This window comes from Synechococcus sp. H60.1 (genome assembly GCF_047462335.1).
Lineage (GTDB): Bacteria > Cyanobacteriota > Cyanobacteriia > Thermostichales > Thermostichaceae > Thermostichus.
Genome location: NZ_JANSJA010000028.1, coordinates 1 through 17,410, shown reverse-complemented (window position 1 = coordinate 17,410; position 17,410 = coordinate 1). Strand labels below are relative to the sequence as shown.

Annotated in this window: 24 protein-coding genes and 1 pseudogene; 2 read left to right on the top strand and 23 right to left on the bottom strand. The window is 60.3% G+C overall.

The genetic code is table 11. The features are described 5' to 3' along the window. Positions 1–252 precede the first annotated feature (252 nt). From NW852_RS01435 to rplC, 23 genes and pseudogenes are all read right to left on the bottom strand, one after another. Entirely contained in the window at positions 253–1,233 is a 981-nt protein-coding gene (locus NW852_RS01435) for an alpha/beta fold hydrolase (RefSeq protein WP_414370685.1), read from the bottom strand. A 29-nt stretch (positions 1,234–1,262) separates the two neighbouring features. Next, positions 1,263–1,487, bottom strand: coding sequence for a translation initiation factor IF-1 (gene infA / locus NW852_RS01430; RefSeq protein WP_011430026.1), 225 nt, complete (start codon positions 1,485–1,487; stop codon positions 1,263–1,265). 129 nt (positions 1,488–1,616) lie between these two features. Next, complete coding sequence (gene map / locus NW852_RS01425) at positions 1,617–2,390, bottom strand: type I methionyl aminopeptidase (RefSeq protein ID WP_414363838.1); 774 nt, start codon at positions 2,388–2,390, stop codon at positions 1,617–1,619. A 50-nt stretch (positions 2,391–2,440) separates the two neighbouring features. Continuing rightward, positions 2,441–3,022 carry an adenylate kinase gene (locus NW852_RS01420; protein WP_414370683.1) on the bottom strand — a complete coding sequence of 194 codons (582 nt, stop codon included), beginning with the start codon at positions 3,020–3,022 and terminating at the stop codon, positions 2,441–2,443. Continuing rightward, positions 3,022–4,320 (bottom strand): preprotein translocase subunit SecY, encoded by a 1,299-nt coding sequence (gene secY, locus NW852_RS01415; RefSeq protein WP_414363789.1) that lies wholly within the window; start codon positions 4,318–4,320, stop codon positions 3,022–3,024. The genes NW852_RS01420 and secY overlap by 1 nt, the downstream gene beginning before the upstream one ends. A 108-nt stretch (positions 4,321–4,428) precedes the next feature. Further along, positions 4,429–4,902, bottom strand: coding sequence for a 50S ribosomal protein L15 (gene rplO, locus NW852_RS01410; protein ID WP_414370681.1), 474 nt, complete (start codon positions 4,900–4,902; stop codon positions 4,429–4,431). A 23-nt stretch (positions 4,903–4,925) separates the two neighbouring features. Beyond that, positions 4,926–5,462, bottom strand: a complete 537-nt coding sequence (gene rpsE / locus NW852_RS01405) for a 30S ribosomal protein S5 (RefSeq protein WP_414363791.1) — start codon at positions 5,460–5,462, stop codon at positions 4,926–4,928. Between the two features lie 18 nt (positions 5,463–5,480). Beyond that, positions 5,481–5,849, bottom strand: a complete 369-nt coding sequence (gene rplR, locus NW852_RS01400; protein ID WP_414363792.1) for a 50S ribosomal protein L18 — start codon at positions 5,847–5,849, stop codon at positions 5,481–5,483. A 2-nt stretch (positions 5,850–5,851) separates the two neighbouring features. Next, complete coding sequence (rplF, locus tag NW852_RS01395; protein ID WP_414363793.1) at positions 5,852–6,397, bottom strand: 50S ribosomal protein L6; 546 nt, start codon at positions 6,395–6,397, stop codon at positions 5,852–5,854. 29 nt (positions 6,398–6,426) lie between these two features. Next, positions 6,427–6,837: a 30S ribosomal protein S8 gene (rpsH, locus tag NW852_RS01390; RefSeq protein WP_414363795.1), complete on the bottom strand. Its 411-nt coding sequence runs from the start codon at positions 6,835–6,837 to the stop codon at positions 6,427–6,429. Between the two features lie 60 nt (positions 6,838–6,897). Beyond that, entirely contained in the window at positions 6,898–7,440 is a 543-nt protein-coding gene (gene rplE, locus NW852_RS01385) for a 50S ribosomal protein L5 (RefSeq protein WP_414363796.1), read from the bottom strand. A 61-nt stretch (positions 7,441–7,501) separates the two neighbouring features. After that, positions 7,502–7,900 (bottom strand): 50S ribosomal protein L24, encoded by a 399-nt coding sequence (gene rplX / locus NW852_RS01380; protein ID WP_011430036.1) that lies wholly within the window; start codon positions 7,898–7,900, stop codon positions 7,502–7,504. After that, a complete protein-coding gene (gene rplN / locus NW852_RS01375; RefSeq protein ID WP_414363797.1) occupies positions 7,900–8,268 on the bottom strand; it encodes a 50S ribosomal protein L14 in 369 nt (122 codons plus the stop codon). The genes rplX and rplN overlap by 1 nt, the downstream gene beginning before the upstream one ends. Further along, positions 8,265–8,516, bottom strand: coding sequence for a 30S ribosomal protein S17 (gene rpsQ / locus NW852_RS01370; protein ID WP_414363798.1), 252 nt, complete (start codon positions 8,514–8,516; stop codon positions 8,265–8,267). The genes rplN and rpsQ overlap by 4 nt, the downstream gene beginning before the upstream one ends. Further along, entirely contained in the window at positions 8,516–8,752 is a 237-nt protein-coding gene (gene rpmC / locus NW852_RS01365; RefSeq protein WP_414370678.1) for a 50S ribosomal protein L29, read from the bottom strand. Before rpmC ends, rpsQ begins: the two co-directional genes overlap by 1 nt. Before the next feature lie 17 nt (positions 8,753–8,769). Beyond that, positions 8,770–9,246 (bottom strand): 50S ribosomal protein L16, encoded by a 477-nt coding sequence (gene rplP / locus NW852_RS01360; RefSeq protein WP_414363800.1) that lies wholly within the window; start codon positions 9,244–9,246, stop codon positions 8,770–8,772. A 55-nt stretch (positions 9,247–9,301) separates the two neighbouring features. After that, a complete protein-coding gene (gene rpsC / locus NW852_RS01355; RefSeq protein WP_414363801.1) occupies positions 9,302–10,048 on the bottom strand; it encodes a 30S ribosomal protein S3 in 747 nt (248 codons plus the stop codon). Between the two features lie 41 nt (positions 10,049–10,089). Continuing rightward, positions 10,090–10,461: a 50S ribosomal protein L22 gene (gene rplV, locus NW852_RS01350; protein WP_011430042.1), complete on the bottom strand. Its 372-nt coding sequence runs from the start codon at positions 10,459–10,461 to the stop codon at positions 10,090–10,092. Between the two features lie 42 nt (positions 10,462–10,503). Then, the gene (rpsS, locus tag NW852_RS01345) at positions 10,504–10,785 is read right to left on the bottom strand and encodes a 30S ribosomal protein S19 (RefSeq protein ID WP_011430043.1); all 282 of its coding nucleotides are present in this window, start codon (positions 10,783–10,785) and stop codon (positions 10,504–10,506) included. Positions 10,786–10,863: 78 nt separating this feature from the next. Continuing rightward, positions 10,864–11,748 (bottom strand): 50S ribosomal protein L2, encoded by an 885-nt coding sequence (gene rplB / locus NW852_RS01340; protein WP_414363802.1) that lies wholly within the window; start codon positions 11,746–11,748, stop codon positions 10,864–10,866. Between the two features lie 41 nt (positions 11,749–11,789). Beyond that, a complete protein-coding gene (locus tag NW852_RS01335) occupies positions 11,790–12,089 on the bottom strand; it encodes a 50S ribosomal protein L23 (protein WP_414363803.1) in 300 nt (99 codons plus the stop codon). A gap of 334 nt (positions 12,090–12,423) precedes the next feature. Beyond that, positions 12,424–13,053: pseudogene (rplD, locus tag NW852_RS01330) on the bottom strand (50S ribosomal protein L4); the annotation flags it as partial. Positions 13,054–13,104: 51 nt separating this feature from the next. After that, positions 13,105–13,749, bottom strand: a complete 645-nt coding sequence (gene rplC / locus NW852_RS01325; protein ID WP_414363804.1) for a 50S ribosomal protein L3 — start codon at positions 13,747–13,749, stop codon at positions 13,105–13,107. 475 nt (positions 13,750–14,224) lie between these two features. Between rplC and NW852_RS01320 the strand changes: the two genes are divergently transcribed. Then, positions 14,225–16,183, top strand: a complete 1,959-nt coding sequence (locus tag NW852_RS01320) for a hypothetical protein (protein WP_414426404.1) — start codon at positions 14,225–14,227, stop codon at positions 16,181–16,183. 574 nt (positions 16,184–16,757) lie between these two features. Then, entirely contained in the window at positions 16,758–17,300 is a 543-nt protein-coding gene (locus NW852_RS01315; RefSeq protein WP_414370673.1) for a hypothetical protein, read from the top strand. The last annotated feature ends 110 nt before the right edge of the window (positions 17,301–17,410 follow it).

Here is a 17,410-nt window from a genome sequence, read left to right as displayed (position 1 = left end):
CCCCTCTGGATATCGACCCCTGGGAGAAAAATACTGGGGAGCCAACCTGAGCTGCTGCGCCCGGCTTACCTAGAAACCGCAGGAGCCCTGCCCTGTACCCGTAGGGGTACGTTCGGGAGGAATGCGCCCTGATGATACTGGGAACTCCCCCTGAATTAGAAGAACCCCAGCAACCAGGTCCCAGGCCAACGGCGCAATCCTTGTAACCGGCAGTCAGTCTGGTTGCTGCAGCAATCAAGGCGAAGGGATCCCCTATGCCGGCAGGGCAGCTTCGGCCTCGCCCAAAAAGCGCAAAGCTACTGACAAGAAGGCCTGCGGCGCTTCGATGTGAGGAAAAGCAGCCCCTGGCAGTCGATAGATCGGCACCTCTGGGCGCAAAGCGCGATACCGCTCCGCCTGTTCCAATCCGGTGAGGCGGTTGTTTTCTCCCCAGACCAGAGCCAGCGGCTTGTCCACCACGCGAAAGTCCTCCTGAATGGGCAGGTTAAGCTTGCCGGTCAAAAAAGAACGGGGGGCAAATTGGGCCCCCGCCTGGTGAGCCGCCTGATAGTAGTAATCCACCACCGTCTCATCCAGAGTGTACCCAGGAGAGAACAGGCTCTGCTCCGTAAATAGACGTACACTCCAGGGGGTGGTGATGGCGTTGTAAAAGGCCAGCCCCAAAACCGGCAGGCTGAGGATCCCGTAGACCGCCTCAGCCAAAGGGATCCCTAGCGCCTCGGGGATGAGGCTGTTGTCTCCTAGAGGGGCGATGAGTAGCAGCTTCTGCCAGTGGTGAGGTTGCAGCCGGGCCGAACGCAGCACAAACCCTGCCGAGAGGGAGTTGGCGATGGCGTGGCAGGGGCGCCCGATCACCTGCTGGACAAAATCCCCGATCATCCGGGCATATAGATGGCCAGTGTACTCCAGATCGGGGCGCTCCGAGTTGCCCCAACCTAACCAATCCAAAGCGTAAACCTGATAGTGCTGACCCAACTCTGCCATCACGGCGCGAAACTCGTAGCTGGAAGAGCCGGCCCCGATGCCGTGCAGCAGCAACAAGGGCTGGCCGGATCCCGCCACTTTGTAAAACAGGCGATGGCCGCACCAAAAATGGTGCCTCTCCTCCCCCGGCAAGAGGCTGGGCAAAGGCTGGGTTCGAGAAGCAATCCAGGCGTTGAGAACGGCCAAGGCGCTCACCCCGCCGGCTGCAACCCAGAGACCGGTTTTGAGAACTTGGCTCAGCTCCTTCATGCTCAGCGGCCCCAGCTAAGGCCAGGGATCTACTTTTTCTTGAGGCGGTAGGTGATGCGCCCTTTGTTTAGGTCATAGGGGCTGAGCTCGACCTTGACCCGGTCGCCGGGCAAGATCTTGATGTAGTTGCGGCGGATCTTGCCGGAGATGTGGGCGAGGACGTTAAAGCCGTTGTCCAGATCTACCCGGAACATGGCGTTGGGCAAGGACTCGGTAACCACCCCTTCCACTTCAATGGCGTCTTCTTTAGACAAGGAACCCTCCTTAAAACAACACAACAGAAATAAGCGACGCTAAACCCGCTCTGTTAAGAGCGAGTTAAGAGCTGAAACAATACTCCACCTCTTCTATCCTAGCCGTTGCCGCCCTCCAGCAGGGGATCCCTAGGACTGAAAAGGGGTGCGATCCGTCAAAATCTCAGCCCCAGAGTCTGTGATCAAGACAGTGTGCTCAAACTGGGCCGACCAAGAGCCATCCACCGTAACCACTGTCCAGCCATCCGACAGCACCCGTGTGGCCTCTCCTCCTGCATTCACCATCGGCTCGATTGCCACCGTCATGCCAGAGCGCAGCTTGGGATTGGGAAGGTCGCGGGTGCGGTAGTGGGGAAACTGCGGCTCCTCGTGCAAGTTGCGCCCCACGCCGTGGCCGACGTACTGCTTCACCACGGAGTAGCCCCGCCCCTGGATATAGTCCTCGATGGCGCCTGAGACATCCTGTAGCCAGACGCCGTGGCGCACGTGGTCAATGCCCGTCTGCAGCGCTTTGGCTGCTGTGTCGATCAGGTCGCGGGCGGCATCGCTGAGGGGCTCTAGGCCAATGGTGATGCAAGAGTCGGCATGCCAGCCTTCGACCATGGCGCCAAAATCCACCTTGACAATGTCCCCCGGCTGCACCACTTTGCGGGGACTGGGGATCCCATGTACCACCTCATGGTTGACGCTGACACAGACACAGGCGGGAAAGCCGTAGTAGCCCTTGAAGCTGGGCAGGGCGTTCAATTCGGCCACCCGTCGCTCGGCATAGGCATCGATGTCTGCCGTTGTCCAGCCCGGCTGCAGGCACTCCGCGATCTCCTGTAGCACCTGGGCTACCACCCGCCCGGCCCGCCGCATCTTCTCCACCTCCCGGCGGGATTTGATCTCGATGAGCTGCATGCCCCGCCGCAGGGATCCGGGCTGGGAGGGATTTCCGGCCCCCGTTTTGATCACGCTGTCCTCCTGAAGCCTTCCAAGAGAGCCCGCAGATGCTCTTGTACCGATTCCATCGGCTGGTTGCCATCGATCCGTCGCAGACGACCCCTGGCCTCGTAAAAGTCGATCAGGGGAGCCGTTTGCTCCCGATACACCTGCAAGCGTTTGAGGATCACCGCCTCGTCCGCATCGTCGCTGCGCCCCTGCTCTTTGCCGCGGGCCAACAGCCGTGCCACCACCACCTCATCCGGCACTTCCAGGTTGAGGACGTGGTCGTAGTCTTGCCCCAACTCCCGCAACAGCTCTTCCAAAGCCTCCGCCTGCGCCAGGGTGCGGGGGAAGCCGTCTAGGATCCAACCCTGCGCTGGCGAGTGTTGCAACTGGCCTTTCACCATCCCGATTAACACCTCGTCAGGCACCAGCTCTCCCGCATCCATGTACACCTTAGCCTGGCACCCCAGCGGCGTTTGGGCTTTCACCTCGGCCCGCAGCAGGTCGCCTGTGGAAATTTTGGGCGTGTGGTAGATCGCTGCCAGCCGCTCTGCTTGGGTGCCCTTGCCCGCTCCCGGCGGTCCCAAAAAGATTAACCTCGGCACTATTGCTTGACCATCCCTTCGTAACGCTGCGAAATGACGTAGGTCTGGATCTGCTTGGAGGTCTCGATCGCCACCCCCACCAGGATGAGCAGCGAAGTTGCCCCCAAGCCCTGAAAAGTGGTGATGCCGGTCGCCCGCTCCACCGCCGTCGGGATGATGGCCACCGCACACAAGAACAAGGCCCCCAGCAGGGTCAGCCGGTTGAGGATCCCTTCGATGTACTCGGCAGTGGCCTTGCCCGGTCGGACTCCCGGAATGCTGGCTCCCATCTTCTTCAAGTTTTGCGCCAGATCCACCGGGTTAATGATCAAAGAGGCGTAGAAATAGCTGAAAAGGAGGATCAGCACGAAGTAGAAGGGAATGTAAAACCAAGAAGTAGGGGCCAAAAGGTTGGCCACCTGCACCAACGTTAGGTTCTGGGTGTACTGGGCCAAGGCAAAGGGCAGGGACATCACCGAGTAGGCGAAGATGATCGGCATCACGCCCCCCTGGTTTAGCCGCAGGGGCAGGTAGCTCTTCTGCTCGCGGAATAGCTTGTTGCCCACCTGGCGCTTGGCGTAGACAATGGGGATTTTGCGGCTGCCCTCCTGGACGAAGACAATGCCGACAATGGTGGCTAGGAAGACGGCCATTAACACCAAGATGCCGCCAATGGTGCTGCTATCAGCGCGGGCCAGGCTGATGGTCTGACCCAGGGCGCGGGGCAGCGTGGCGACAATGTTGACGAAGATCAACAGCGAGGGACCACTGCCCACCCCCTTCTCCGTGATCATCTCCCCCAACCACATGACAAACATGGAACCTGCCGCCAGGGCCAGGGTGGTGGAGGCCATGAAGGCCAACTCGTTGCTGGTGTTGGCAAACTCCCGCACCCAGAAGGAGATGCCGATGCCCTGGATGATGGCCCAAATCAGGGTAACGTAGCGGGTGTACTGGGAAATCTGTCGCCGCCCCTGCTCCCCCTCGTTCTTCTGCAGGTTCTCCAGGGCCGGAATGGCCGAGACCAGCAGTTGCATGATGATGGAGGCGTTGATGAAGGGCAGGATGCCAAGGGCGAAGATCCCCAAAGCGGAGATACCGCCGCCCGAGAAGACATCCAGAAAGCCAAACACGGGGCTGTTGGCAGCTTCGGCGGCAAAGCGAGCCCGGTCAATGCTGGGGATGGGAATGTAAATGCCCAGACGCACCAACAGCAACAGGCCTAGGGTAAGAAACAGACGGCTGCGCAGGCCAGAGGCCATGGCCATCTGCATGAAGGTCTCTTGGGCGGAGGGAGCGGAGCCTCGTGTGTCAGCCATAAATGTAGAAAACCTCGCGGAAGGGAAAGGCAAGGTGAGCTATTTACCACTCTACGCTGCCGGTGGGAAAGTCGGCAAAATAGAGAAGCTGCAAACTGCGGCCCAATTTTAGGATCCGGCGGAAACGGCCCGGGATCCCCCAATCTCCACCCGACCTCCCGCTGCCTCGACTTTAGCTCGGGCTGAGGGGGTGATGGCAGCCGCTCTGATCGTCAGGGGCACGCCCACTTCCCCGTCTCCCAAAATCTTCAGCGGGCCATCGTTGGTGGTCACGATCCCCAACTCCATCAAGCTTTCCAAGCTGACCTCGCTGCCGGCGGGCAACTTGGCTAAAGCGCGCAGGTTGATCAAGGTGTACTGGGGGCGCCGCACGTAGCGGGGGAAGTGCTTAAGTTTGGGCAGCCGCCGATAGAGGGGGGTCTGCCCTCCCTCAAAACCAGGCCGGGGACCGCCCCCTTTGCGCGCCTTCTGTCCCCGCATTCCCTTGCCACAGGAGGCTCCCTGTCCAGCAGCGATGCCACGGCCTAGCCGCCGCCGCCGCCGCGTCGAGCCTGGTTGGGGGCGAATGTCTTCTAGTCGCATACTGACCTCCGGCTGACTTGCTGTTACTTACTCAACAGGCGGCGCACGTCGATCCCTCTATCTTCAGCTACCTGCTCAAAGGTGCGCATCCGCCGCAGCGCGTCAATGGTGGCGCGGGCGTTGTTGAGGGGGTTGCTGGATCCCAGTTGCTTAGCCAGGCTGTTGCGCACGCCCGCCAGCTCCAGAACAGTGCGCACCGCTCCCCCGGCGATGACCCCTGTGCCAGGAGCTGCCGGCATCACCAGGACAGTGGCTCCACCGCCTGATCCCCGCATGGGATGGGGCACAGACAACCCTTTGGTGAGGGGCACTTCGATTAGGTGCTTTTTGCCATCTACAACTCCTTTGCGCACAGCCCCGATGACGTCGTTGGCTTTGCCCACGCCAACTCCCACCTGGCCGCGCTCATTGCCCACCACCACCACGGCCCGGAAGCTCAGCTTTTTGCCGCCCTTAACGACTTTGGTGACGCGCCGGATCTGGATGACCCGCTCCTGCCACTCGCTAGTCTGCTCTTCGCGGCTCTTTTTGCTTCTGCGACGTTCTCTTTGCTCAGCCATATGCCATCTCCTCAGGGCCTAGAACTGTAAGCCTGCTTCGCGGGCGGCTTCCGCCAGGGCCTGAACGCGCCCGTGGTAGAGCTTGCCGCCGCGGTCGAAAACCACTTGAGAAATGCCTGCCTGTAAGGCCCGCTGGGCGACGGAGCGCCCCACCATGGCGGCAGCCTCTCGGGTGGCCGTGCCAATGTCCTTGAAGGCTTCCCGCAGCTCCCTGTCCAGAGTGGAGGCAGAGGCCAAAGTGTGCTGGGCTACATCGTCGATCACCTGGGCATAGATGTGCCGATGGGAGCGAAACACAGCCAAACGGGGCCGCTCGGGTGTCCCGAAGACCTTGCGGCGAATGCGGCGATGGCGACGTTGGGTGGCAGCTTTGCGAGTGATTTTCATAGCTACTTCTTGGCCTTCCCGGATTTACCTGCTTTGCGACGAACCTGTTCCCCTACATAGCGAATCCCTTTGCCCTTGTAGGGCTCTGGCGGGCGGACGGCCCGAATCCGCGCCGCCGTGTTGCCCACCAGCTCTTTGTCGATACCTGAGACGACGATGACGTTGTTGCCCTCAACCGCAATTTGGATCCCTGGCGGGAACGGGATCTCCACTGGGTGGCTGTAGCCAACATTCAAGATTAACTTGTTGCCCTGGGTGGAAGCCCGGTAGCCCACACCCACCAATTCCAGCCTGCGCTCAAAGCCCTTAGATACACCATCCACCATGTTGGCGACCAAGGTGCGGCAGAGGCCGTGCAGTTGGCGGGCCGGGCGAGACTCGTTGACCCGGCTGACCTTGAGCGTCTGGGCTTCTTGATGCACCGCAATCAAGGGGGGCAAACTGCGAGACAGTTGTCCCTTCGGGCCTTTTACCGAGATCTGCTGGCCCTCGATCTGAACCTCTACCTTGGCAGGAAGGGTGATGGGCCGCTTGCCGATACGAGACATGGGGCAACTCCTGACAAGAGAACAACTCATCAATAGACATAGCAGAGCACTTCGCCGCCGATGCCCTGTTTGCGAGCCTCCCGATCGGTCATGATGCCGTTGGAAGTAGAGATGATGGCAATCCCAATTCCGCCCAATACGCGGGGCAGCTCTTTGTGGCTGCGGTAAACCCGCAGGCCCGGTCGACTCACCCGCTTCAGGCCGTTGATGATGGGCCTGCAGTTGCGCCCTTTGCCTTTATACTTCAACCGCAACACAAGCTGAGCGTGGATCCCTTCTCCCTCTTCCTTCCAGTCGCTCACGAAACCTTCCTCATGAAGAACGCGAGCGATGCTGCGGGTCATGCGTGTGGCCGGAACCGCCACCGATTCATGCCGAGCCATGGTGGCATTGCGAATGCGGGTGAGCATGTCGGCGATCGTGTCGTTGGTGTGGGCCATGGGTGGGTCGGTGCTCCTCGGAAGATCGATCAAGTCGAGACAATTCGAGATGGGCAAACCTTAAGAGGCAAAGGGCATGCCAAACTCTTTGAGCAGGGCACGGCCCTCTTCGTCGGTTTCGGCCGTGGTCACAATGGAGATGTCCATACCTCTAATCTGGTCTACAGAGTCGTAGTTGATTTCGGGGAAGATCAGTTGCTCGCGAATACCAAGGGTGTAGTTGCCCCGCCCATCAAAAGATTTGGGGCTGACGCCGCGGAAGTCGCGGATACGAGGGAGGGCAATGTTGATCAGCCGATCCAAAAACGCATACATACGCTCCCGCCTCAGGGTCACCATCAGGCCGACCGGCATGCCCTTGCGGATTTTGAAACTGGCAATCGCCTTTTTGGCGCGGGTAATCACCGGGCGCTGGCCCGTGATGGCGCTGATCTCGGCGATGGAAGATTCCAGGGCCTTGGCGTTTTGGGAAGCATCTCCCAGGCCGCGGTTGATCACGATCTTTTCCAGACGCGGCACCTGATGGATGTTGGTGTAGCCCAACTCTTTTTGCAGCTTAGGAGCGATGACGGTGTTGTAGAGGATTTGCAGACGTTGGGGCATGGTGGGTTCTCCTTGCGGCTCTGGGCTGGGTCAGAGCCAGGCCAGTCTTGAAAAGGGAGTCTTAGTCGAGGATCTCGCCGGTTTTCTTGAGGACACGGACTTTGCGGCCATCGGCAGTGATTTGATAGCCAATACGGCTGGCCACTTCCTGTTTCTTGGAATAAAGCATCACCTTGCAGGCGTGGATCGGGGCTTCTTTGGTCTCGATCCGACCACTTTCGCCTTCCCGTTGCGGCTTGCGGTGGTAGGTGACGATGTTTACCCCTTCCACCAAGACCATGTTGCGCTCGGGAAAAACCTGCAGCACCTCGCCGATTTTGCCTTTGTCGTCGCCGGAGATTACCTGGACGGTATCTCCCTTTTTGATGCGCATTTTGTAGCGTAGGCTGTTGCGGTGCTTGCGAACGCCAGTCTGCCGAATCAGCCGTCGAATTTGGCTGGGCTTGAGGGGACGAACCATTACAGAACCTCCGGGGCAAGGGAGATGATCTTGGTGAAGTTTTTCTCCCGCAGCTCGCGGGCTACAGGGCCGAAAACGCGGGTTCCGCGAGGGTTGCCGTCGTTGTTAATGATGACGGCAGCGTTGTCGTCGAAGCGGATACACATGCCGTCGGGGCGGCGTACCGTATCGACCGTGCGGATGACTACAGCTTTGACGACGTCGGATTTTTTGACAGGCATATTGGGTAGGGCGTCTTTGACAACGCCGACGATCACATCCCCCAGGCTGGCGTAGCGACGGCCACTGCTGCCCAGGACGCGGATGCACATCAGCTTGCGGGCGCCAGTGTTGTCGGCTACCGTTAACATGGTTTGCTGCTGAATCATAGTTTCTTCACCTCCCGAATGATTTCGGTCACTCGCCAACGCTTGGTGCGGCTGAGGGGACGGGTTTCCGTAATGCGCACCAGATCCCCTTCTTGACAGCGGTTCTCTTCGTCGTGGGCCTTAAACTTTTTGGTTTTGACGACGATTTTGCCGTACTTGGGGTGGGCAACCCGGTTTTCCACGGCAACGACCACTGTCTTTTGCATCTTGTTGCTGACGACAACGCCGATCTTTTCGCGAGCAGGCATTACTCCTCCTTCTGGGTCTGAGTTGAGGACAAGGACTTGTTGCGCTTGCGCTCTGACTCAACGGTCAGCAGTTGGGCCAGCTTGTGTTTGCGCAGGCGAATGAGATGGGGCTGGTTCAACTGCCGCGTAGCCTGCTGCAAACGCAGCTCAAACAGCTCTTTCTTGACGGCGTAGATCTCCTGGCTCAATTCTTCGTCGGATAGGGCGCGAGCGTCGGCAATTTTAGGCATGGGCATGGCTCAACTCTCCTCCCTTAGATAGCGCTGGCTGCTACTTCTGTTGTTTCTGGAGCTGCTTTCTGAGCAGGTTCCGACTCCTCAAAGTTAGCCTTGGTAACAAACTTAACTTTGATCGGCAGCTTTTGGGCGGCCAGGCGCATCGCCTCTCGGGCCGTGGCTTCAGGAACTCCCCCCATTTCAAAGAGGACGCGGCCCGGCTTGACGACGCAAACCCAGTATTCGGGGTTGCCTTTGCCGGATCCCATGCGGGTTTCAGCAGGCCGTTGGGTAACGGGCTTGTCGGGAAAGATGCGGATCCAGATCTGGCCTCCCCGCCGGACGTAGCGGGTCATGGCCCGACGGCTTGCCTCGATCTGCCGCGCGGTGATCCAGGCGGGTTCTAGAGCCACAAGGCCGTATTCCCCAAAGTTGATGCGGTTGCCGCGGGTCGCTTTGCCTTTCATGCGCCCGCGCTGTTGCTTGCGGTATTTGGTTCGTTTGGGGCTTAACATGGCCGCTCCTTAAATCAACTGCGATAGGGATCCCTGGACTCTCGGGTGCTGGCCCTCAGGCTTCCACTGCTGAGCGGTCTTCAAAGGTGGGCCGCCGCCGCTGCTGCCGACGCTTGGGCTGTTGCAGGGGAGCCTTTTGTTCGGGACGTTCCTGCCCGGGGAGAACTTCCCCTTTGAAAACCCAAACCTTGACACCAATGACACCAAAGGTGGTCTGGGCGATGTGGTCGGCATAGTCGATATCTGCCCGCAGGGTGTGCAAAGGGATCCGCCCTTCCCGTGTCCATTCGGTGCGGGCGATCTCGGCTCCGTTCAGCCGCCCGGCAATTTGAATTTTGATCCCTTGCACCCCCGCCCGCTGGGCCCGCTGGATGACCTGGCGCACGATGCGGCGAAAGGCAATCCGCCGCTCCAACTGCTGGGCGATGTTTTCTGCCAGCAAAACAGCCTCGGCATCGGCACGGGTGACCTCGACTACGTTGATGCGAATGGTTCGCTCGGGGCTACCGTGCGAGCTCAGCTCTTTCTGCAGGCCCTGGCGCAGGGCGTCGAGGCCGGATCCCCCCCGACCAACCACCACTCCAGGGCGAGCGGCTCGGATCTCGAGGTCGATCTGATCCGCTTTGCGTTCAATTTGAATATCGGCCAGGCCGGCGCTGCTCAACTGCTTGGTCAGGTAGGCGCGGATGAGATCGTCCTCTCGCAGCAGGGCTGGGTAGCGAGCTGGATCGGCAAACCAGCGGCTGCGATGTTCCTTGATGACGCCGAGTCGGAAACCGGTGGGGTGAATCTTCTGTCCCATGGTGGTGTCGGTTGAGAGGTAAAGTCTGGGAATACAGGCGTTTAGGAGGCCGTCGCCGCTTCAGGTTCTATGGGCCGGACGGCAATGGTAATGTGGCAGGTGCGCTTGCGGATTGGGTAGGCCCGACCTTGGGCGCGGGGGCGAAATCGCTTCAGCGTCGGCCCCTGGTCAGCGTAGGCCTTGCTGATAACCAGATCCCGAGGATCCAGACCGTTGTTGTGTTCGGCATTGGCCACCGCTGAGCGCAGCACCTTGCGAACCGGCTCACAGGCAGCGTAGGGCATGAACTCCAACAGGATCAGGGCATCGGCATAGGTGCGCCCTCGGATCTGGTTCAACACGCGCCGCACCTTATAGGGGGACATGCGGATGTAGCGAGCTACCGCTTTGATTTCGGGGGATGGATCGGCCATGGCGCTCTCCTCGCTTATTCCCTCTTCTGTTTGTGGCTGAACTTAACGGCGGGCGGCTTTTTTGTCACTGCCCGCGTGGCCGCGAAAAGTACGGGTAGGGACGAACTCCCCCAGCTTGTGGCCTACCATCTGATCGGTGATGTAGATGGGCACGTGCTGCTTGCCGTTGTGCACGGCGATGGTGTGGCCAATCATGACAGGCAGGATGGTGCTGGCCCGCGACCAGGTTTTGATCATGTGCTTCTCGTTGCGCTCGTTCATCTTCTCGATTTTGAGAAGCAGCTTGGCATCGACAAAAGGGCCTTTTTTGAGTGAACGTCCCATAGCAACCTCAACAGTCTGGCAAGCTGGTAAGGGTCGAAAGAAAAAGAAGATTCAGGGGCGCAGCAGATGGCCGGACTCTTATTGAGCGGCCCTCCCGCCCTTGTCCCGGCGGCCGCCACGACGGCGACCGCGCACGATGAACTTGTTGCTGGGTTTGTTGCGTTTGCGGGTTTTGTAGCCCAGGGTGGGCTTGCCCCAGGGGGTGACAGGGGTGCTGCGGCCGATGGGGGCTTTTCCTTCCCCACCGCCGTGGGGGTGATCTACAGGGTTCATCACCGAGCCGCGCACGTGGGGACGGCGACCTAGCCAGCGGCTGCGCCCCGCTTTGCCGAGGCTGAGGTTGCTGTGGTCAACATTTCCCACTTGGCCGATGGTGGCGTAGCACTCGCCTCGGATCATGCGGACTTCGCCAGAGGGCAGCTTAAGGGAGACATACTTGCCCTCTTTGGCCACCACTTGGGCGCCAGCCCCGGCGGCGCGAACGATTTGCCCACCGCGGCCGGGATACAGCTCCACGTTATGAACCACCGTCCCCAGCGGGATCCGCTCCAGGGGCATGGCGTTGCCAAGCTCAAAGGGGGCATCGGGCCCCGCCATAATGGTGGCCCCCACCTCGAGGTTGCGGGGAGCGAGGATGTATCGCTTCTCGCCATCTTCGTATTCCACCAAGCAGATGCGAGCGCTGCGGTTGGGATCGTACTCGATAGTCTTGACGGTGGCCGGGATCCCGTGCTTGTCGCGGCGGAAGTCGATGATGCGGTAGAGCCGCTTGTGGCCGCCGCCCCGGTGGCGGCAGGTGATGACGCCGCGGTTGTTGCGCCCTTTTTTGCGGTGGATGAATTGCAGCAGCGACTTCTCCGGCCTGGGCCGCTTGCCGTTCTCGTCCCGCGACAGCTCCTCGAAGTCGGAGACAGTCATGTGACGGGTGCTGGGGGTATAGGGTCGGAAGGTACGAATACCCATGGCTCAAGGGGGGTGAAGGACGGTCGGAAAGGGGGGGTTGGTTAGGTGTCGGGGAAGAGGGTGATGGAGTCACCTTCGGCCAGGGTTACCACAGCTCGCTTGGGACGGCTGCGATAGCCGACAGAACGGCCTACCCGCCGCTGCTTTCGGGGCAGCTTGAGGGTGTTCACGGAGGTGACCCGCACCCCAAACATCTCCTCAACGGCAGCTCGGATGAGCGGCTTGGTGGCAGTGGGCATTACCTCAAAGACGTACTTGCGCTGTTCCATCAGGGCAGTTGCCTTTTCGGTGATGACGGGACGCAACAGGACATCAGCCAGGATCCGCTTGCTCTCAGTCATCGTCTTCCTCCTCTGCTGCGGCTGTTTCGGCCTCCTCTACGGCTGGCGGCTTGGCAATGGGCTCTGCTTCTTGGGCTAGTTCTGCTTGTCCTTGAACTTCTCGCTCTTGTTCTGGGGCCAGCTCTTCTTCCTGGGTTTCCTGAACTTGTGGAGTTGCTAGAGCTACTTGATCAGATTGATCAGCTTGCGCCTGTGGATCCTCTGGCTGGGCTTGAGCTTCCGTTTGCTCTTCTTGCCCTTGGCTTTGACCTTCAACTTGCTGAGCTTCTTGCTTTGCGGCCTGAGCCTGATCTTCAAGGCGATCGGCTGGGGTTGGAGCTGCTGCTGCCGCGCCGGATCCCCAGCGGGCCTTGAGCTTCTCCAGGGCAGAGGTGGTGATCAGCACCCAATCGACGTTGAGCAGATCAAAGACGTTGAGCTGATCCAGGCCGATCAGCTTGACGCGGGCGATGTTGCGCACGGCCCGCTCGACAACTTCCGAGCGTTCGGCGACGATGAGCAGTGCCGACTGATCCTCCATCACCCCCCAGCGCAGCAGAGCTTGGGCCACGGCGCGAGTCTTGGGCGGGTTGAGCTGATCCTGGAAATCTTCCACCACGACCAGATCCTCCACCCGGCTTTGCAGGGCAGTGCGCAGAGCCAGTTGCCGCTCTTTGCGGTTCATGGCCAGGTTGTACTCCCGCTTGCGGGGGCCAAAGATCACCCCACCCTTGCGCCAAAGGGGGGAGCGAATGGAGCCGGCGCGGGCTCGGCCGGTGCCTTTTTGCCTCCAAGGCTTGCGACCGCCACCGCGCACCTCAGCCCGGGTCTTGGTGTGGGCGTTGCCTTGGCGGGCGTTGGTCATCTGCCGGCGAAGAGCCAGATAGAGAATGTGGGAGGCCGTTTCGGGACGGGCAACTTTGAGACTTAGCTCTGCGCTGCCCACCGTTTCCCCTTGCCAGTTTTTCACCACACAACTTGCCATGGTTTCCTCGTCTTTGCGGATGCTGGTCAGCCTTTGCCAGGGATCCCTTTCCTAGCGTTTGTTACCCACCTGCTTGGCAGGGGTAATCTCCAGCAGCCCCCCTTCCACGCCGGGCACACAGCCCTTGATGATCAGCAAGTTCCGCTCCGGATCCACCTGCACCAGCTGCAGTTTGCGAATGGTGACGCGGCAACCTCCCATCCGACCCGCCATGCGTAGCCCCGGAAACACGCGGCCAGGCGTTGTGCCGGCGCCGACGGAACCCGGTCGGCGATGGTTCTTGGAGCCGTGGGACATGGGGCCGCGACCAAAGTGGTGCCGCTTCTGGTAGCCGGCAAACCCCCGTCCGATGGAAGTGCCCGCCACATCCAGCAGCTGGCCCGGAGAGAAGATCTCGACGGTGATCTTTTGCCCCAACTGGTAAGCCTCTGGCTGTTCGACCCGGAACTCGCGCAGGTGGCGCAGCAGCTCCGTCACCCCCGCTTTGCTCAGGTGGCCCCGCTGGGCTCGCGTGAGGTGCTTTTCGGTGGTGGGCCAGTAGCCCAACTGCACGGCGTTGTAGCCATCTGTGGCTTGAGTCTTGATCTGGGTCACCGTGCAAGGCCCCGCCTGCACGACGGTAACCGGAATGGCCAACCCTTCCGGAGAGAAGATCTGGGTCATGCCGACTTTTCTTCCAAGGATGCCAAGCGCCACGAGAACCTCCCCTCGAGCCTCTACAACTTGCTTTTATCAGCTTGCAACGGCTCAATGAGCCGGATCCAGGCAGCAACGGCGCGGCAGCAGGAAGCTCAGGACTACCTGAGCCTGCCCGCTCAGGCGAAAAAGCAATGAAAAGGAATCTCTGGATCCCTGGCGGCCAGACAGCGCCAGCGGCGCTGTCCCCTTTGCTTAGTTCAGCCTCAAATCACACGCCAAACTGCTTTTAAAGACTGCTCAGACTTACCTGCAAAGAGGCAGTATCTGGTTTAGCAGTACGCTAGGTTGCCGAGAACCGTCGTCAGAGCGGGCGGACTTGATTGGCAACAGTAGTACATCATAGTGAGGTGAGGACCTGTTTGTCCAGATTTTGCCGAGAAAATGGCTCGGTTGGGGGGCAGCGACCGTGAAAGCCACTCTGGTGGGCGAAAAGAGCTATCGGCAGCAAGAGCCATCTCCTTTTAGGAGTGTGATGGGGTTAGCCGGCGGCGGGCTGACCCAGGCTTGTGTAGATCGCTACCTGGATTTGTTGCGGGCGGGATCCGAGCCGGGCCGGATCTTGTTTTTGGTGCGCAGCCAGCGGCAGGCAGAGGAGGTGTTGCGGCGCTTGCGGCAGCTCAGCTCGAGGTGGGTGGGGCCGTGGCGGATCGAGACGTTTTTGCAGCGGGTGGGACGCTCTTTGGCAGATCACTGGCCGCAGGTGTGCGAGCGGGTTCCTCAGTTGCCGCGCTCGTTTGAGCCGATTCCCTTGCCCAAGGATCTGACCCAATTTCTCTGTGGGCGAGCCTGTGCTTTGTGTCCGCGGCATGGGGAGGTCTTTGCCAATCTTGGGCTGGAGGAGTTCCAGATTTGGGATCAGATCAGCAGCGCTGCCTATATTGCGGGGGCTTCGGGTTTGGCGGCGGAAGCGGTGGGATCCCGGCTGGCGGCGGCCTGGCCGGCGGAGGGGGATCCGAGGCGGGCAGAGGCCTTGCAGGCGATGGGCTGCTGTGTGGGTCGGCTGTGGGAGGTGGGGTTGCGGCTGGGATCCCTGGATTTTGGCCTGCAAATCCGGCTGTTTGGCGAGCGCATCCTGCCGCTGGCGGAGTTTTGGCAGGAGTGGGATCACCTGATCGTGGATCAGGCGGAGGACAGTTGCGGGGTGGCGCTGGAGTTTTACCGGCAAGGGCAAGCCCATCTGCAAAGCCAGTTTTTCAGCTACACCATCGGCGGCGGAGTCTCTTTGACAGGGATCCCGGAGGCCGTGGCTCGCTTTCTAATGGAAAACACCCAGGTTCAGCTTCTGGAGGGGAGCTACCGCGGCTCAGCCGGCATGATCCGCCTGGGACTGCAGATTGCACGGGTGCTAGATCCGCAGTTTGACCCTCCCCTAACGGAGCCTCTGGCAGAGAGGCTGCCAAGGGTGCAGGTGCTGGAGGGCGAGACCCAATTCGCGGCGGTGGAGGCGATGGTGGCCCAGATCCGGCAGCTTTTGGCGGCAGGGATCCCAGCTTCTCGCATCGCCGTCCTGCTGCCTCGCATGGATGCGGCGGTGAGCTTGAGCTTGCAGGAGCAGTTGGCGGAGGTTCCCGTCTTGCCGATCGCTCCCTTCCCTGCCCTGATCCGCTACCCACTGGTGCGGGCTTTGCTGACGGCGGCGGAAGTGGCCCATCCCCAGTGGGGAGCTTTTCCCACCTTGCCGGCCTGGCGACTGCTCCTGGGCAGGGTGTTGGATTTGGATCCCATCCGGGCGGCTTTGCTGGCCGAAGATACCCTTGACCCGGTAGGGCGTTCCCTGCGGCCCAAGACCGCCGTGCGACAGCCGGAGCGGGTGGGGTTTGCCAACCTGGAGCGCTACCAGAAGCTGCTGGATTGGCTGCGCAGCTACCGCGGCGGGCCCTCCTTGGCCGCTTTCTTCCAGCGGTTTTTCGCCGATCACCTAGCCCAGGGGATGGCTCTGCCCCAAGACCAAGAGCTGCTGCAAGCGCTGATCGAAGCGGCGCAACGGTTTCGCCGGGCCTTTCCTGCCGAAGGGGATCCCGCCTTTTTGGCCATGATCCGCTCGGGACAAACCCCCAGCAACAGCCGCTTCGAGCCCGACTATTCCCGCTACCTCGTGGTGGCGACGCCGGTGGCTTATATCAACTGGGGTTTGCAGGCAGATTATCAGTTCTGGTTCGACATCACCAATCCGCTTTGGTTCCGTTCTCTCTGGCGTGTGCTTTACAACAGCCGTGTGCTGACGCCGGAATGGGATGGGGAGGTTTTCGATGCGGCCCAAGACCTGCAGGCGCGTCAACAAATTCTGGCTCGCACACTGTTGAACCTCTGCTGCCGTACACGGCAAGGGCTGTGGCTGGTGCGCTCCACTTTTAATTACCGCGGCGAAGAGAACACCGGTATGTTAGATTATCTCGTTCTGAAAGCCGTGAAGGCTATGGCAACAGCCTGAGAGAAGAAACCCTGTACTTAAACTCCACTCCGGGTGAGAAAGAGCCCCAAGTGGCGCAACAGGGGCTTTCCAAACCGCCGTGAAGCGAGGACTGTACCAAACCGGGAAGGGGTGGCTAGTCAACGCGGGTGCCAATTCGCAAGGACTCTACCCCGCTGACGCGAACAGCAAAGTAAGCAGAACCTCGGGGCTTTGCCTTAGGGAACTGTGCAGGGGTGTCTTGACAGCACTTTTGCAAGTCTGTTTGTGGACTGCGTAAGAATTCCCCAACTTTAGTCGGGGGAGTGGCAAGCCGCTGCCTGATTACCTGGATCCCGGTAGCCTTGAGGATCACGACTTTCTGGAAGCAGATAGCTCTACCCAACAGCGAGCGGGCCTCGAAGGCAATGTTTGAGCTAGAGCCTCCTGAATCTTCGCTCTATGGCAGCTTCATAGAAGCTTCACGGAGGCTGCGTTGAGGGCAGATAAAGCTATTTTTAGGCGAGAGCTATCTTGCGGAATCCGAAGCTTTATCTCCTCTTTATCTTGCCGGATTTGGGTTAGCCTTGGGTTGAGTTTCCTTAGGCCCTGCCTGATGGATCCCGCCACCTTTTTGGAGCGCTACGGGTTTGAGCTGGAGGGGCGGCCCGGCCAAGTGTGGGTGGAGGGCTGGGGCCAGCAGTTCCCGACCTCTTGGATCCCGGCGGCCCTGCTGGAAGCCCTCTACCAGGGCCGCTACAAGGCTGCCTCTGTAGAACAGATCCTCCGCCTCTGGCAGCGCCGCGGCGCTCCTCACCTCACCTTCCCCCTAGAAATCAGCCAATCCCTGTGGCGGGAACAACAGGAGCAGATCCGCTCCTTAGTCTCGACTACCGCCCGCTCTTTTGCTCGCCCTCCCTCACCGCTCCCAGCCCCGCTCAGGAGAGGATCTTCCTTCTCCGGAGAATCGGCCATTTCTCTCGACTTGTTGTTGAGTGAGCTGCAGGATCTCCCTCCCAAGCTGCGCCACCTGCTCGTCAAGCCACAGGCCCTCCAACCGGCTCGCACCGGTGAGGCGGAGCTCTTGGTAACTTTGGAGCTGCAGCAGACTGTCGCCGAGCCTTCCACTCCTACCCAGCCCTCCCAGGGAGAGCCCTGATCTGGACTTCCTTGCGCTTTTCTCGAAAGGTCTACCTTAAGTTGGGGGATTCTTACGCAGTCCACAGACAGACTCGCAAAGGCACTGCCAGGACTTCCCCAGAGGGTTCC